The sequence below is a fragment of the Alteromonas aestuariivivens genome, from assembly GCF_003367475.1.
Lineage (GTDB): Bacteria > Pseudomonadota > Gammaproteobacteria > Enterobacterales > Alteromonadaceae > Alteromonas > Alteromonas aestuariivivens.
The window spans coordinates 85,447-101,430 of the sequence record NZ_QRHA01000007.1 but is presented as its reverse complement, the minus strand read 5'-3'; the positions used below and the strand labels follow the sequence as shown (position 1 = coordinate 101,430).

Genomic DNA, 15,984 nt, shown 5'->3' with positions numbered 1-15,984 from the left:
ATGGAATATACGGTATTGTTAAGGGATTGGGTTGATTTTAGTCACCATTTACCGCTTCCTGAATGTGTTCTGAACTAAAGCCCCGATACTGCAAAAACTGCTGCTGTTTTTGACGTTGCCTGAAATCCTCTGGCAGTTGTTCACCAAACTTTTTTTCCCTGACCCGAGCAGCCAAGGCAAACCAGTCTAGGCTTAATTCATCCATTGCCATTTTGATACAATCACCGCTGATTTTATGTTGCGCCAATTCACCTATTATCCTTTGCGGTCCCTGCCCTTTGTTGTACGCGGCGCGAATTTTCATTTCCGCAAATCGGTAATCACTCTGAATACCAGCGCTGCGAAACTCTTCAACGGCCCCCCGGCTGTCCTGCTCTCCTATGCCCTTGTCAGCGAGCTTGCGAATAATTTCAACCGCACTGTGCTCCCGCCGTGCGAGCATACGGGTAATTGCGTCAATAATGATTTTTCGATTGGAATCTGACATGGTAATGCCCTTGGCTGGAATCAGTCTAAATACCTGCAACCGGCCATCTTCGGACAAACGGGCATTTATCGCAACGGATCTTCTATGCAAACGAGCGAATACCTGACTAACTTCAGCGCTGGCATTGCCCCTATCCCACAAGATCAATGGCAAGCTCTGGCGCAACACTGTGGACCATTTCTACAATATTCGTTTTTAAACGGGCTTGAAACCTGTGGCTGTGTCGGCGGCACCACCGGTTGGCAACCTCATTTTATTACCGTACATCGTCACGGAACTTTGGTCGGCGCCATGCCGGGCTACCTGAAGTCAGACAGTTACGGCGAATACGTGTTCGATCACAGCTGGGCCAACGCGTATCATCATCATGGGCTGAACTATTATCCAAAGTGGATTTCAGCCGTTCCTTTCACGCCTGTAACCGGCCCCAGAATGCTGATTCACCCCAACGCTGACAAACAGATCATTGTGGAGAAATTACTTGAACAGGCAGGTCGCCTTGAACAATTTGGCGCATCATCCTGCCACCTGTTGTTCGCACAGGATTTTGAACGACACAATGCCTGTCACGCTGGGTATCGGGCCAGATGGAGTGTGCAGTTCCAGTGGCACAACTACGATTACACCGACTTCGATGGGTTCTTATCCGCATTGACCTCAAGGAAGCGCAAAGACATCCGCAAATCCCGTCAATTCCTACAGGCCAGTGGTATTTGCATTGAACGACGGGGCGACGGGCAGATTCGCCCGCAGGACATGGCATTTTTTCTGAGCTGCTATCAACAAACCTATTTAAAACGCAGTGGCCATACCGGTTACCTAAATCAGGAGTTCTTTGAACACTTGCTGAAAACCCTGAAAAACCGGCTGATGCTGGTTATTGCGCGTCAGGGCGATGTGCCCGTTGCCAGTGCCCTGTTTCTTTATGACGACAAGGGACTTTACGGTCGGTACTGGGGGAGCCTAAGAGACGTCAATGGATTGCATTTTGAATGTTGTTACTTTCAGGGTATTGAATTTGCGATAGAAAACCGCATTCCCCTGTTCAACCCGGGAACACAGGGTGAGCACAAGATACTGCGTGGTTTTGAGCCCATCTATTGTTGCTCACTCCACCGATTGTTTGCTTCTGAATTCGACGCAGCAGTCGGTGAATTTTTGGATAGGGAAGCCCCGGTTATAACCAATTACTATCATCAGGCACATAATGTTTTGCCATTTAATGCAACTTTTCGCGCTCAGTTGATATCGAGCCCCGAAAACAAAAAAGGCCACTTCTGAGTTGAAGTGGCCTTTGGGACTTAACTTGAAAAAGTATTATGAGGCCTGAGCCATTTCACCGCTAACGGCGCTGGCTTTATCCGACTTCTTTGAGTCAATCACCTCCAGGGCTTTGTGCAACGCCTGATGACGCGTTTCAAAAACCTGAACCCCGGACTGATGTGCGTTAATACCGTCGAGCACTTGCTGCACTTCTTTACTCGCTGCACAGATAAACAGTGTGCGACCTGCAGCAATGGCATCGGCTGTGACATTTTCCACTGCCATCGCCGCTGAAACATCCATGGCCGGTACTCTGGCAAAGTCCAGTATCAGAACTTGAGAGCCCGGTTTCACTTTCTCCCGCACATGGTGACCAAGGTCTGCGGCCGCTCCAAAGCTTAAAGGGCCGCCAAAACTGAAGATGTTGACCTTGCCCTTGGCTTTGGCAAGCAGAGCATTTTCTTCCGGATCATTGAGCGTTTCTGGAATTTTCTTCAGTTCTTCAATTTGAAGATGTGCAACCTGTCTCACGTAAGCCAAGGCCGCAAGCACAACACCAACGCCAACAGCGGTAATCAAGTCAACAAATACGGTAAGACCCAGCACAAGAACCATCAAGGCAAAATCCCAACGAGGCCCTTGGTGAGCGCGCTTAATGTAACTCCAGTCGATGATGTCCAGACCCACTTTCACCAAAATGCCCGCCAGTACCGCATGAGGGATATTGGCCGCCAGAGGGCTCAACCCCAGAACCACCGCCAGCAGAACCAGAGCGTGGATCATTCCCGACAAGCGCTGCTTACCTCCACTGCGGATATTCACCACAGTACGCATGGTCGCCCCGGCGCCGGCAATGCCGCCAATCAGGCCAGCTACGGTGTTGCCGATCCCCTGACCAATCAATTCCTTTTTACTGTCATGACGGGTTCGGGTCATGTTATCGGCTACCAGAGAGGTCAGCAGGCTGTCTATCGCCCCCAGCAGTGCCAAAATAAACGCTGCTTCCAGCACCAACCAGAACATAGACTGTTCAAACACTGGCATATGCAGGCTAGGAAGCCCTGTTGGAATGTCTCCCAGAACCGGTATATTTGACATTGTCAGTGCGACAAGAGTGCCGATGATCAATGCGGCCAGAGGACCTGGTATATATTTACCCAGAGCTGGAGGCCACTTCAGGGCAATAATTAATGAGCCAATTCCCAAACCCAATGTCGCATAATCAATATTTGACAGAGCGGTGGGCAAATAGCTTAAAGCACCTATGGTGCCGCTTGGTGAGTCATGCCCCAGCAATGGGCTGAGCTGCAATATGATTATGATGGCCCCGATACCGGTCATAAACCCGGATATTACCGGATACGGAACAAGTCGGATGTATTGACCGATGCCCAGGAAGCCAAACAGAATCTGAAATAATCCGGCCAACATTACAGCCGTGAATATCAGCGAAGCATCACCTGACAAGCTGGCAAACAAGCCTGCCAGAACCACCACCATGGGGCCGGTGGGGCCAGAAATCTGGGATGGCGTTCCGCCAAACAATGCAGCAAAAAAACCTACTGCGATAGCACCATAAAGGCCAGCCATAGGGCCCAGACCTGAGGCGACGCCCAACGCCAGAGCCAGCGGCAAGGCGACAACGCCGGCGGTTACCCCACCGGTAATGTCACCACGCAGATTGGACAAATCCAATTTCATCATGAACCTTCTCCTGATTTGGAATGCAATGCAGAACTAAGCAGAAGCAAGTTGCTGCTTCGCATAAACCTCGTCCATCGGGTTGAAACTTTGAGAAGCTTCATCGAAGCATAGAATTTCGCCTTTCTCGATGTCATAAACCCAGCCATGCAGTTTTACCTGACCAGTGGCAATCTTGGCCGCCACCGCAGGGTGAGTACGCAGGTGCTGAAGTTGTTGAACCACGTTTTCACGGGTTACCTCATCCAGGTGGGAATGATTCAGTTCACCACAACGCTCTTTCACCACTTCAGTGGCAACCCGGCAGTGACCCAGCCATTCTTTAACATGTGGCAATGCATCCAGTCCCTGAGGGTTAAGCGCACCTTTCATCGCACCACAGTCGGTATGCCCGCACACCACTATGTGACTCACACCCAGAGCCGCAACAGCAAACTCAATGGAAGCTGTCATGCCTCCGGTCTGGTTGCTGTGTGGCGGTACAATGTTGCCCGCGTTACGGCAGATAAACAAATCACCCGGGCCTGTCTGGGTTACCAGATTCGGGTCGATACGAGAATCAGCACAGGTGATAAACAAGACTTCCGGGCTTTGGCCGTTTGCAAGCTTCGCGAATGTAGCCTTCTTGCCTGGAAACACTTCCTCTTGGAATTTAGCGACGCCAGAAATGACATGTTCCATGGAACCTCCGAAATTATAATTGTTAACATAAGTTTAAGATTCGATTGAACATCAGTGTCTCTGATAGATTTATAGAAAAATATACATTGTCGAGATAGCATTTAACTATCAAATTGATCACTACAAGGGTGGGATTCGAGTCAAAAATTTGTCTGGCAGGGTAATCCTGCCACCTTCGTTGCAAAAAATTGCGAACAGAAAAGTCACTAAGTGCGAAGTTTACCTTCTTTGTAAACACTTTCCATGGCTTCAAATCCATTACTTTGGTCACTGAAACAAAGCATTTTTCCAGTTCCAATGTCATACACCCAGCCATGCAACTGAACCTGCCCGGTGGCCAGTTTTGCGGCGACTGCAGGGTGGGTTTTAAGATGTTGTAACTGCTGCAGTACATTCTCCTGAGTCAATGCTTCCAGGTGCTGACACCCCAGTTCACCATGCTTTTCACGCAGTACTTCGGTGGCACTGCGGCAATGGCCCAGCCATTCTTTCACGTGTGGTAAACCCTCCAGAGAATCCGGGTCCAGCGCGCCTTTCATAGCGCCACAGTCAGTATGCCCGCATAGCACAATGTGCTTCACGCCCAGAGCGGCTACGGCAAACTCAATAGACGCTGTCATACCTCCGGTCTGGTTGCTGTGCGGCGGCACTATGTTGCCGGCATTACGACATATGAACAACTCGCCAGGCTCAGTCTGGGTAACCAGATTTGGATCAATCCGCGAGTCTGAACAGGTAATAAACAACACCTCAGGGTTTTGGCCACTGGCAAGTTTCTGAAAGGCCGCTTTTTTGCCTGGATAGACATCTTTTTGAAACTTGCTTACGCCAGTGATTACATGGTCCATACACTTTTCCTCGAGTTAGTTTTGAGGGCGAGCACCTTCAATTTTTATAGATGGCCCCTCTGATAGCTTTATAGATTTTATTGCATATTGGTGATAGCCTTTAGCTATTAAAGTGATACTTACCCTCCGAGTATATGAGGTCCTCGTAATGCAACACACCGGCAAAATGCCATCACTAAATCAAATTCGCTACTTTATGACCGTAGCAAAACACCTCAATTTTCGCCGGGCCGCGCAACTACTTGGCATAAGCCAACCCACACTAACTGCCCAAATCAATGCGCTGGAAACCAGCCTCGGGCTGACCCTGTTTGAACGTTCACGCTCCGGAACATTTTTGTCTCCGCAGGGTCAGGCTTTACTGCATAGTGCCGAAGACATGCTCGGTGCCTCATTACGATTCATAGAAGAAGCGCGCTCGTTATCAGAAGGTGAAAATACCACCTACCGGCTCGGCATACCACCCACTCTGGGCCCCTATCTTCTGCCACATATTTTACCCGAAATTCACCGTCTGAAGCCCGGGCTGAAATTCTATGTACGGGAGGCGGCGCCGGCCAACCTTCAGCAAGGTCTGTTGGCCGGTGAATATGATTTAATTCTGTCACCTTTATCCAGCAAAAGCAGCCAGATCCAGGTACAACCTTTGTTTCTGGAGCCGTTAAAATTTGTTATGCCCTCAGACCACCCGTTGGCCGGTGACAGTTATATTGATCCGGAGAAAATTCGCGGGGAAAAGGTGCTCACACTGGAAGATCGCCATCACTTTCACTATCAGGTACAGGAAATATGTACCCAATTGGGCGTAAAAATCGACCGCGACTATGAAGGCACAAGTCTGGATACTTTGCGTCAAATGGTGGTTATGGGCATGGGCGTGGCGTTCTTACCCGGCTTATACGTGCATTCTGAACTGCACGACCCTGAGGCACTTCACGTATGCGAACTGGCCGATATGCCGATTGTCCGGCAGCATTTGCTGGCGTGGCGGAATACCGCCCCGGCCAGAACGTTTTTTCGCGAACTGGCGAGCCTGATTCGGCAAATCACCCAGGATAAGCTGTCCAGTTCAGTGATGGTCACAGATATGTCGTCGGTGTAAGAGCATTACACCGACTGAAGGCGGGCAGCTAGTTTGCAGCTTCAAATTTCCATTTGGTGCGGTTTCCTTCCCAGCTGTTGGAGCCCAGAATAAACCGCGTATCGTCCTCCTGCATGTGCATGCGAAGCCCGGTCTTGCGATGAATCAGGCGCCCCCATTCACCTTCGTCCTGATACATCCACTCTACGGTGTCACCCGTGGTCGTATTGGCAAGATGCACGACATCGGTATCGTTGGCAGACCCCAGAACTTTCCCGGTTGGCAAATGCTCCAGCCGGAACCAGCCGTTGCCAACGGGGATCACATCCCACTGAAACCAGGTGCCCACCCCGGAATCCAGAATGAAGTCATCGGTTGACGATCGGTAACGTAAGCGTTCACTTGCTACTCCATGAGTAAGAAACTGAGGGCCGGAAGGAATTCCGGTGAACAGATTCAGTACCGTATCGTCCTGTGCACCGCTGCCATCAAACAGTGAAGCACGATCGCTGTTATCCACGGGTCCCGACTGATACCCCGTCACCACCAGATTATTAAATTCGACATTCTCAATTACGATATTTGACGTTGGGTCAATACGGCTTTTATCGAACAGGTTGCCATTAAGGGTGGTGTTATTAAAGGTAATGTTACGGATCCCAGGCACCCCCTGGTGCTTGGCCGGGTCGTAATTAGCCTGACTCAATCGGCTGGATTCCTTGAGATTGGTGATACCCGCTATATCACCGTATATTTGTGTATTGTTGAAAGTGATGTCTTTACATTCGGCGTAAGGCCCAATTTGCGAAACCATAATGCCATTGTTTTCACCCAGACCACCCCATTCCGGACGATAAATAATATTGTTGTTGAAAACTGTACCGCCGGAATCTTCTACATTCTCCCAACCACAGGTCAGCACGGCGCCATTGTAGCTTTGGTAAATCAGGTTATTGTTCACCGTTATGTCTTTGCTGTATAAGGCATCATCCACCGCGCGCATAAAATTGTATTCAACCAGAGAGCCGTCACTGGGACGGAACGCGTCGTTATTACCGTGCCAGCCCCAAAGTTTGACGCGGGAAATGGTCGAATCGGTGCGGGTAACAATACCATGCCACATGGTATCGGCAACGATGATCCCCCGGATGGTGGCCCGATCCCCCGCAATGATAGCTTCAAACATATCCGGCACAGGCACGACGTTTTTCCAGTTCGGTGACCAATAAGGACCAACAGAGGGATTACTGGGATCATTACGAAAGTCGCCCTGATACAAAACACCGCGCCCGTAAATGAGGGTATCATCACCCAGTCCGCCGCCCGCTCGCTCTATGTGCCCTGTAACCAGGGCCTCAGGGTGCAGCCAGATTATTTTATTATTATTGGCCGGAATGGCCCCCGCAGCAGGGTGATTTTTAACATCGTGGAATCCCCCTCTAAACACGATAATGTCAGCGTCCTGCATCTGCTGATGAGTGACGGTGCTGGAATAAACCAGCTTGGTCTGACCTGAAGAAGCAACGGGTTCAACAAGATCGCTGTCGTCGGGGTCTGCAAATATCGCCAATGGATATTTGATAACCGAGAGTCCGTTGGCGGAATTCACGTTTTTGTTGCTATTAACGTCAAAATTCACCATCACATACTTGGGTTCATTCAGAGTAAATTCCACCGTATTGGCGTCAATAAATACCGGACCTGAATCGGCATTTACTACCTCGACGTTACTCGCATTTGAGGAAACCGATTCCGGAATATCCTGCGGGTCCTTGGTAATCCGTATGGTCAGAGCCCCCTCAGCAGGGTCAAACGAAAGGGGGGTAAAATGAAACTGTCGGTTTTTGTAAATACCGCCGTTATTGGAACTCATCAACTCATCCTGAGACTCCGTCCGTTTGACGTAGAGTGTCTGCCAGCTTCCGCTGCCTTGCTTTACCTGTGCAGTGTATATCAGTGAATTTTTAAAGTTTGAACTGATAGGGGCTGGCAGGTTTGGACGAACCAACTCCGCGTGCGCAACTGTCTGCAGATTCAAACAAGCGAGTGCCACCACTCCAAAAATCGTACTTTTCATATTCTAGCCTCAGTCGTGTAGGTCTATTGCTTTCATTCAACATTGAGCGCCGCAACACTCAATTAATATTACAATAACATTTAATTTAATTAATATTAACCTACAAAACATAAAACTCACATACCACAAAGCGGACAGGCGAACATTTTCAAGGCACTCGGCGCATGCGGAATAATCCAAACTGCCGACTAAGCCTCTCGCATTACACACCGTGGGCCGAAGATTTTCAGGTAAGGCTGGTGACGGCAGGAAGATTGTCTGCGGAAAATCGAATCCATTTTCTGCTATCGGGAGTGAAGGAAGTTGACCGGGGGCGCTACCTTCCCGGCCGCAAGAGTTAAACAATCAGATTTTGAACTGGCTCACCAGCTCCTTGAGCTCAGAAGATACCCCGCTTAGCTGCGTAGCTTCTACCGCCAAAGCTTCTGCGTTTTGGCTGGTTTTGTCACTCAGCCCGCTGATGGTAACTAGAGAGCTGTGAATTTCTTCTGCTGCAATGGTTTGTTGCTCCGTTGCCAGCGCAATATGGCTGCTTTGAGCCTGAACGGTACTGATACCGGTATTAATTTGCTCCAGAGATTCCACTACGCTTTCGGTTTTCTCCACCACCCGCAGTGACTGATCGCGTCCCTGCTGCATCATACTGTCGGTTCTGAGAGCCATGGATTGCAGACGCTCTACCATCTTGCGAATGTCATCAGTTGAATCCTGGGTGCGGCTGGCAAGGGAACGGACTTCATCGGCTACCACCGCAAAGCCCCTGCCCAGTTCACCCGCCCTGGCAGCTTCGATAGCAGCGTTCAGAGCCAACAGATTGGTTTGATCGGCAATACTATTGATAACATCGATTACTGCACCGATGTTCTCGGATTCTTCACTTAGGCCGCTGACCAACTCCACGCCGTCATGAATGGACTTGGCGAGGCCACGGATTTCCGCCATCGCGTCGCCTGCAATAGCCTTGCCTTCGTGCACCCGTGATTCGGCATCTGTAGCCGCTTTACTCGACTCCGCCGCGTTGTTGGAAATTTCCACAACCGTTGCTGCCATTTGCGTTACGGCAGAAGAAACATTGTCGATCAGATGCCGCTCCTGTTGTATTTCTGTATTGGAATTCTGTGAGACCTCGCGCAAATGCGCAGATGCTTCCGCCACGGCCTGGGTATGCCGGCTGGTTTGCTGGAGCAAACTGCGTAAGCGGTCAGTAAAGCGATTAAATTCGGCAGCCAGTTGACCGATCTCATCAGAAGTCTGAACGACAAGCCGCTGAGTCAGATCGCCATTGCCACTGGCAATATCCGCCATCGCCAGCCTCATCGTAAGCAATGGAGAAGTAATGCGTTTAGTTGCCCACCAGGTAATCAGCATTATCAGTGCAATGATTACGGCCGATGCCAGAATAGCTGATGTGATCGCATCGAATATAGGATCGCTGATCACCGATTCAGGGATGAGAACGGCCAGTGTCCAATCCATTTTTGGCGACGTCAGAGTGGCGTGTTTGAATACCACTACATGGGGCTGACCATTCCATTCCAGCGCCTGCAGACCATAGGGCCGCTGGGCTATCTTGCGGCTAAGTTCGGCAAACCCCTGGGTATGGTCAAATCGCTGATCAAAGCTGGACAGTTCGGTGCTCAATGGCAGCTCGGCCTGCTTGCTTGGGAAGTAAACGATTTTTTGCTCGGAGTCGACCAAAAACGCCGTCCCCTGCCCTTTGTACTGAATGCTGTCGATGACTTCACCAATGGTACTGATGAGAATATCGACCCCACCAACCCCTATCAGTTTGCCTTCCCGGTATACCGGCCCCTGCACCACCGCAGATACACTGCCGTCCTGAGAGTCCACTGCCGGAGGTGTAACGTAAAGCTCTCCGGTCTGTACGGCGGTGTTAAACCACGGGCGCTCAGTGGTAAAATATCCTTTTTTGGGGTCGCCTGCGTCAGGGCCGGTCTCGTCCACACCTACCCGACCGTCTTCAAAGAAATATTCCCCTGTGATCGCCGACCCAAAAAATGCTGACTTGATGTTTTCATCCGCCGAACTGATATTGGTAAATACTTTATAAACTTCGCCAATATCCTCTATCTGAGACTCGGGGGCGCCACGACGATGATTGGCTGCGAAAAAATTCTGAACAAAGGGGCTGCTCAGGAATCCCTTGGCTGTGCCGCCGTAACCATTAAAAAATCGCTCCACCGCACCGGCTTCCTGGTTAACCAGTGCCTGCACTTCATTTTCAACTTGCTGACGGGTCTGGTTGCCAATAAAACTGACAACACCGATAGCGGTAAGTACTAGCAGGATGGCGGTGCTGCCACCGACGATAAGTAAAAATTTCTGCTGGAGACTCAGAGACTTCATATTACTACCCGGTATTTTTTGCTGCGGCAACTCTTGCGTCGGCCTGTCGCCAAGTTGCTCTTATCGTTGCGGAAAAACACCCTTTTTTCCTCTTATAACATCGGTTATACCCAATATGACAAAAGAAAAAAAGCCATCTTCAGCAAAAAAAGCTGAACTCAAACAAATAGTTAAGTCACTGTTAATTGGAAGATTTTTTTTGGATTATTGTTTACACCAAACCAACATCAGGTTGTTGGCGGGCATGTCTATGACTTCACTCAAAATCATGGGGTTAGCCCAAATGAGCAACTCACTCAGATCGCGGTAACCGCCATAGCCCTGCTCCAGCAATCGTGCATGAAAAGCGGCATTGCTGTTGCTGCTGAACTGCCCCTCTTGGGTAAATGGGCCATACTGGCAAAAGACCCCTCCGGGCGGCAGAGCATTTGCGACCAGTTCCATCATGGTTTGTACTTCTGCCATTTGCATTATGTGGGCGGTATTGGCGGTAAAAACGGCATCAAAGCTCCCTTGGGGAAAAGCATGATGACCAATTTTAAACGCCACCGGGGCTTGCAGATTGGGCAGTTGAGCTTCACTCAACCAGGCCAGAATTCCGCTATGGTAATCCGGCTGGTCACTGGTATGCCATTGCAGATGCGGCAGGTGGCCGGCAAAATGTACCGCGTGTTGACCGGTTCCACTGCCAATTTCCAGTACCTTTGAGCTAGTTACAAAGAGCCGCCTGAGTTGCTCAAGTATCGGCTCTTTGTTGTTCTCACAGGCCTGGCTGAACGGTTTATTCATATTTATGAGCCACCGCCCGTAGCCGGTCAGTCACTGAGATTGGGAGCCAGCCATTTTTCTGCTTCATCCAGCTCCCACCCTTTGCGTTTGGCATAATCCTCAACCTGATCGGGCTGAATTTTTGCCACCGCAAAATAGCGGCTTTCCGGATGCGCGAAATACCAGCCGGATACTGATGCCCCGGGCCACATGGCGTAGCTTTCGGTGAGGCTCATACCGGTGTGTTGCTCCACCGAGAGTAAATCCCATATCAGCTGTTTTTCGGTATGCTCTGGGCATGCGGCGTAACCCGGTGCAGGGCGAATGCCCTGGTATTTTTCCCTGATCAGCGCGTCATTGTCGAGGCTCTCATCCGGTGCATACCCCCAATAGACCTTGCGCACCTGCTGGTGCAGATATTCGGCAAAAGCTTCAGCCAGACGATCGGCCACGGCTTTCACCATGATGGCGTTGTAATCGTCACCCGCCTTATTGTAGGCCTCAGCCAGTTCATCCTCGCCAATACCTGCGGTGACTGCAAAGGCCCCTACGTAGTCGGGCACTCCACTGCGCTTGTCGGCAATAAAATCGGCAAGACAATAATTGGCAAACTTCTCTTTCAATGTTTGCTGCCGCAGGTGATGGGCAACCCCAATGATCTGTTCACGAGCTTCCGAATCATAAATTTCAATGTCGTCGCCACTTCGGTTGGCTGGGAACAACCCAATCACCCCTTTGGCTTCCAGGCCGCCTTCAGCTACCAGTTTATCCAACATTGCGTTGGCGTCAGCGTACAGTTCTCTGGCCTGCTGCCCAACCACTTCATCATCTAGAATTCGTGGAAACTTGCCCGCCAGCGACCAGGTCAGGAAAAACGGCGTCCAGTCGATGTAGTCACGCAATACCGAAATGCTGGCACTAACCGGTGTGACCCCTGGCTGGGCCGGAACCGTAGGCACATACTTCGATTTTGCCACAAAGCCATTGTCCCGTGCTTCCTGTAATGAAACCGGGCGTGAGCGTGGCTGCTTTCTGGCGTGCTGCTCCCGCACCGTGTCGTACTCTTTACTCAGCACCTGAGCAAATTCAGCACGGGATTGCGGGTTGAGCAATTTCTGACACACGCCTACAGCACGGCTGGCATTCGGTACATACGCCACTGGCGCATGATAATTCTGCTCAATTTTAACCGCTGTGTGGGCTTTCGATGTGGTAGCGCCGCCAATCAGCAGCGGTAAATCAAACCCTTCCCGTTCCATCTCTTTGGCAACGTGTACCATTTCGTCCAGTGACGGTGTGATCAGACCCGACAGGCCAATCATGTCAACCTGTTCTTCTCGGGCCTTTTGCAGAATGGCCGCACACGGCACCATTACGCCCATGTCCACCACTTCAAAGTTATTGCACTGCAGCACCACACCAACAATGTTTTTACCGATATCGTGTACGTCACCTTTCACAGTGGCAAGCAGAATCTTGCCGTTGCTGCGGGCATCACCGGACTTTTCGGCCTCAATAAAAGGCTGAAGATGAGCCACGGCTTTCTTCATCACACGGGCAGATTTAACCACCTGCGGCAGGAACATCTTGCCTTCACCAAACAGGTCGCCAACCACGTTCATGCCGTCCATCAGCGGGCCTTCAATCACGTGTAGCGGTTTCTCTGCCGCCAGGCGTGCTTCTTCCGTGTCATCGACAATGTAATCGGTGATCCCTTTAACAAGCGCATGTTCCAGGCGCTTGTTTACCGGCAGTTCGCGCCAGCTCAAATCTTCCGCTGCGGCCGCCTTTCCGTCGCCCTGATAGTTGGGTGCAATTTCCAGCAAGCGCTCAGTGGCATCATCCCGGCGGTTGAGGATCACATCTTCAACTGCTTCTCTGAGCGCTGCCGGGATCTCGTCATACACTTCCAACTGGCCGGCATTCACAATTGCCATATCCAGCCCGGCACGAATGGCGTGATACAGGAAGACTGAGTGCATGGCTTCGCGCACCGGGTTGTTACCACGGAACGAAAATGAAATATTCGAGAGCCCACCGGAAACGTGGCAGTGCGGGCAGGTCTGGCGGATGATGCGGGTGGCCTCTATAAAGTCCACCGCATAGTTGTTGTGCTCTTCAATACCGGTTGCGACAGCAAAGATATTCGGGTCAAAAATGATATCTTCCGGCGCAAACCCTACCTGCTCAGTGAGGATCCGATAGCTACGCTGGCAAATTTCCACCTTGCGGGCCTGGGTGTCGGCCTGACCGGTTTCATCAAACGCCATCACCACCGCTGCCGCGCCATATCGCTTAATCAATCGGGCATGGTGCACAAAGGCTTCTTCGCCTTCCTTAAGGCTGATGGAGTTTACGATGGCTTTGCCCTGAACGCACTTCAACCCTTCCTCAATGACTTCCCATTTGGAAGAATCAATCATGATTGGAACACGGCAAATATCAGGCTCAGACGCTATCAGGTTTAAAAACGTGCGCATGGCGGCAACCGAGTCCAACATGGCTTCATCCATGTTGATGTCGATGATCTGGGCACCATTTTCAACCTGCTGACGGGCTACATCCAGTGCAGTTTCATAGTCGCCATTCAGAATAAGGCGCTTGAATACCGCCGAACCGGTTACGTTGGTCCGTTCGCCGATATTGATAAATTTAGAAAACTCAGCTGTCACAATACCACCTTAGTGTACAAAGGGTTCCAGCCCGGAAAGGCGCATTTTAGGCTCAAAGTGCGGCACACTGCGAGGTGCAATGCCCGCAACCGCGTCGGCAATCGCTTTGATGTGTTCCGGCGTAGAGCCACAGCAGCCACCCACAATATTGACCAGCCCCGACTGCGCCCATTCTTTGACGTGCGCTGCCATCTCATCGGCTTCGAGGTCGTATTCGCCAAATTCGTTTGGCAACCCGGCATTCGGGTGTGCCGACACCAGGGTTTCCGCTACATTCGAGACTTCATCAACATACTGGCGCAGCAAATCAGGGCCAAGCGCACAGTTCAGGCCGAATGAAAACGGCGCAATATGGCGCAAAGAGTAATAGAAGGCTTCGGCCGTCTGCCCTGACAACGTTCTGCCGGAGGCATCGGTTATGGTACCGGAAATCATCACCGGTAAGTGCTTACCAAGCTTTTCAAACACAACATCGACAGCAAACACTGCGGCTTTGGCGTTCAGTGTATCGAAAATGGTTTCCACCAGAATCAAGTCACTGCCACCTTCAATCAGCGCTTCGCAGGACTCAACATAGGCTTCTACCAGTTGGTCGAAGGTAACATTGCGCTTACCCGGGTCATTTACATCCGGCGATATGGAAGCGGTTCGGTTGGTCGGCCCCAATACTCCTGCCACATAACGGGGCTTTTCCGGTGTACGGCGGGTAAATTCATCCGCTGCTTTGCGAGCCAGCCTGGCAGCGGCCAGGTTGATGTCCCGCGAATGGGCCTGCATGTCGTAATCGGCCATGGAAATGGTGGTTGCATTAAAGGTATTGGTTTCAATGATATCGGCACCGGCTTCAAGATACGCACAATGAATATCGTAAATGATTTTCGGTTGGGTGATGGCCAGCAAATCGTTGTTACCTTTAACATCGCAGTGCCAGTTGGCGAACTGCTCGCCCCGGTATGCGGCTTCGTCGAGCTTGTGACGCTGGATCATGGTGCCCATGGCGCCGTCCAGAACCAAAATACGCTGCAGGGCGGCTTGGTTTAACTGATGTAACAAATCAAGTGACACGGGTTACCTCTTTGGCTGTGCTTTTTCTGACAGCTGACTCAAATCAAACGGAGTGGTCTGATACAAACAATAATTTAACCAGTTGGTAAACAGAAGACTACCATGGGAACGCCAGCGCACAACAGGCGGCTGTGAAGGGTCATCGCCGGGGTAGTAATTTTCAGGTATAGCCGGTTGCTGCCCGGCATTCAGATCGCGGGCATATTCATCGTTCAATGTTTCCGGATCGTACTCAGGGTGCCCGGTTACGAATACCATACGCTTGTCTTCGGAAGCAACAATATAGGCACCGGCTTTGTCTGACTCGGCGATCACCTGCAGACCGGCAACACTGTTGTACTGCTCAGACTCAATGTGACCGTAGCGGGAATGCGGTGCATAGAACACCGGGTCGAACCCCCGCAGGATCTCATTGTATGGGTCCAGCACCCGATGCTCAAATACTCCGGAAAGTTTGTCCTCGCGAAGCTTTCGCTGGATCCCGTAAAAATGATACATGGCCGCGTGCGCTGCCCAGCACAGATACATGGTGGACTGCACATGGCGCTGGGCCCATTCCAGTATGGTTTTCATGGTGTCCCAGTATTTGACGTCTTCGTAATCCAGAAATGCCAGCGGTGCCCCGGTCACGATCAGACCATCGTATTTTTTGTCTGCTACGGCGGAAAAATCGTGATAGAAGGCGTCCATGTGCGACTGGGGCGTATGCTTGGGTGCCTGATCATCAATGCGAATCAGGTCGACATTGATTTGCAGCGGTGTGTTTGACAACAGCCGCAGCAATTGAATTTCGGTTTCAATTTTGTTGGGCATCAGGTTGAGGATGCCAACCTCCAGTGGACGAATGTCCTGATGGGAGGCTCGGGCACTGTCCATGGTAAAAATATTTTCCCCCAACAGGACACCCTGGGCAGGGAGTTGTTCAGGAATTCGGATCGGCATGTCAGCTCCAACGAAAAATTGACGTTGGGTTA

Annotated in this window: 12 protein-coding genes; 2 read left to right on the top strand and 10 right to left on the bottom strand. The window is 50.9% G+C overall.

The window, feature by feature from the left end:
* Window positions 1–37 precede the first annotated feature (37 nt).
* Window positions 38–577 (bottom strand): regulatory protein RecX, encoded by a 540-nt coding sequence (locus DXV75_RS10805; RefSeq protein ID WP_245953177.1) that lies wholly within the window; start codon window positions 575–577, stop codon window positions 38–40.
* On the opposite strand from DXV75_RS10805, the gene DXV75_RS10800 reads away from it, so the two are divergent.
* On the top strand, window positions 572–1,768 hold the full coding sequence (locus DXV75_RS10800; protein ID WP_115593438.1) for a GNAT family N-acetyltransferase: 1,197 nt from the start codon (window positions 572–574) through the stop codon (window positions 1,766–1,768). The genes DXV75_RS10805 and DXV75_RS10800 overlap by 6 nt on opposite strands.
* A gap of 36 nt (window positions 1,769–1,804) precedes the next feature.
* Here the strand turns inward: DXV75_RS10800 and DXV75_RS10795 are convergent, their stop codons facing one another.
* From DXV75_RS10795 to DXV75_RS10785, 3 genes are all read right to left on the bottom strand, one after another.
* Window positions 1,805–3,454, bottom strand: a complete 1,650-nt coding sequence (locus tag DXV75_RS10795) for a SulP family inorganic anion transporter (RefSeq protein WP_181898404.1) — start codon at window positions 3,452–3,454, stop codon at window positions 1,805–1,807.
* A 33-nt stretch (window positions 3,455–3,487) separates the two neighbouring features.
* Window positions 3,488–4,132 carry a carbonic anhydrase gene (locus DXV75_RS10790; protein ID WP_115593437.1) on the bottom strand — a complete coding sequence of 215 codons (645 nt, stop codon included), beginning with the start codon at window positions 4,130–4,132 and terminating at the stop codon, window positions 3,488–3,490.
* 206 nt (window positions 4,133–4,338) lie between these two features.
* A complete protein-coding gene (locus DXV75_RS10785) occupies window positions 4,339–4,980 on the bottom strand; it encodes a carbonic anhydrase (protein ID WP_115593436.1) in 642 nt (213 codons plus the stop codon).
* Window positions 4,981–5,128: 148 nt separating this feature from the next.
* Here DXV75_RS10785 and DXV75_RS10780 point away from each other — a divergent pair, with 148 nt between their 5' ends.
* Window positions 5,129–6,082 (top strand): hydrogen peroxide-inducible genes activator, encoded by a 954-nt coding sequence (locus tag DXV75_RS10780; protein WP_115593435.1) that lies wholly within the window; start codon window positions 5,129–5,131, stop codon window positions 6,080–6,082.
* Between the two features lie 28 nt (window positions 6,083–6,110).
* Here the strand turns inward: DXV75_RS10780 and DXV75_RS10775 are convergent, their stop codons facing one another.
* From DXV75_RS10775 to metA, 6 genes are all read right to left on the bottom strand, one after another.
* A complete protein-coding gene (locus DXV75_RS10775) occupies window positions 6,111–8,138 on the bottom strand; it encodes a hypothetical protein (protein WP_115593434.1) in 2,028 nt (675 codons plus the stop codon).
* Between the two features lie 345 nt (window positions 8,139–8,483).
* Window positions 8,484–10,505 carry a methyl-accepting chemotaxis protein gene (locus tag DXV75_RS10770; RefSeq protein ID WP_115593433.1) on the bottom strand — a complete coding sequence of 674 codons (2,022 nt, stop codon included), beginning with the start codon at window positions 10,503–10,505 and terminating at the stop codon, window positions 8,484–8,486.
* A 204-nt stretch (window positions 10,506–10,709) separates the two neighbouring features.
* On the bottom strand, window positions 10,710–11,294 hold the full coding sequence (locus DXV75_RS10765) for a DUF938 domain-containing protein (protein ID WP_115593432.1): 585 nt from the start codon (window positions 11,292–11,294) through the stop codon (window positions 10,710–10,712).
* Between the two features lie 26 nt (window positions 11,295–11,320).
* A complete protein-coding gene (gene metH / locus DXV75_RS10760; protein WP_115593431.1) occupies window positions 11,321–13,945 on the bottom strand; it encodes a methionine synthase in 2,625 nt (874 codons plus the stop codon).
* A gap of 9 nt (window positions 13,946–13,954) precedes the next feature.
* Window positions 13,955–15,010, bottom strand: coding sequence for a homocysteine S-methyltransferase family protein (locus DXV75_RS10755; RefSeq protein WP_115593430.1), 1,056 nt, complete (start codon window positions 15,008–15,010; stop codon window positions 13,955–13,957).
* Between the two features lie 3 nt (window positions 15,011–15,013).
* Complete coding sequence (metA, locus tag DXV75_RS10750; RefSeq protein WP_115593429.1) at window positions 15,014–15,952, bottom strand: homoserine O-acetyltransferase MetA; 939 nt, start codon at window positions 15,950–15,952, stop codon at window positions 15,014–15,016.
* Window positions 15,953–15,984 lie beyond the last annotated feature (32 nt).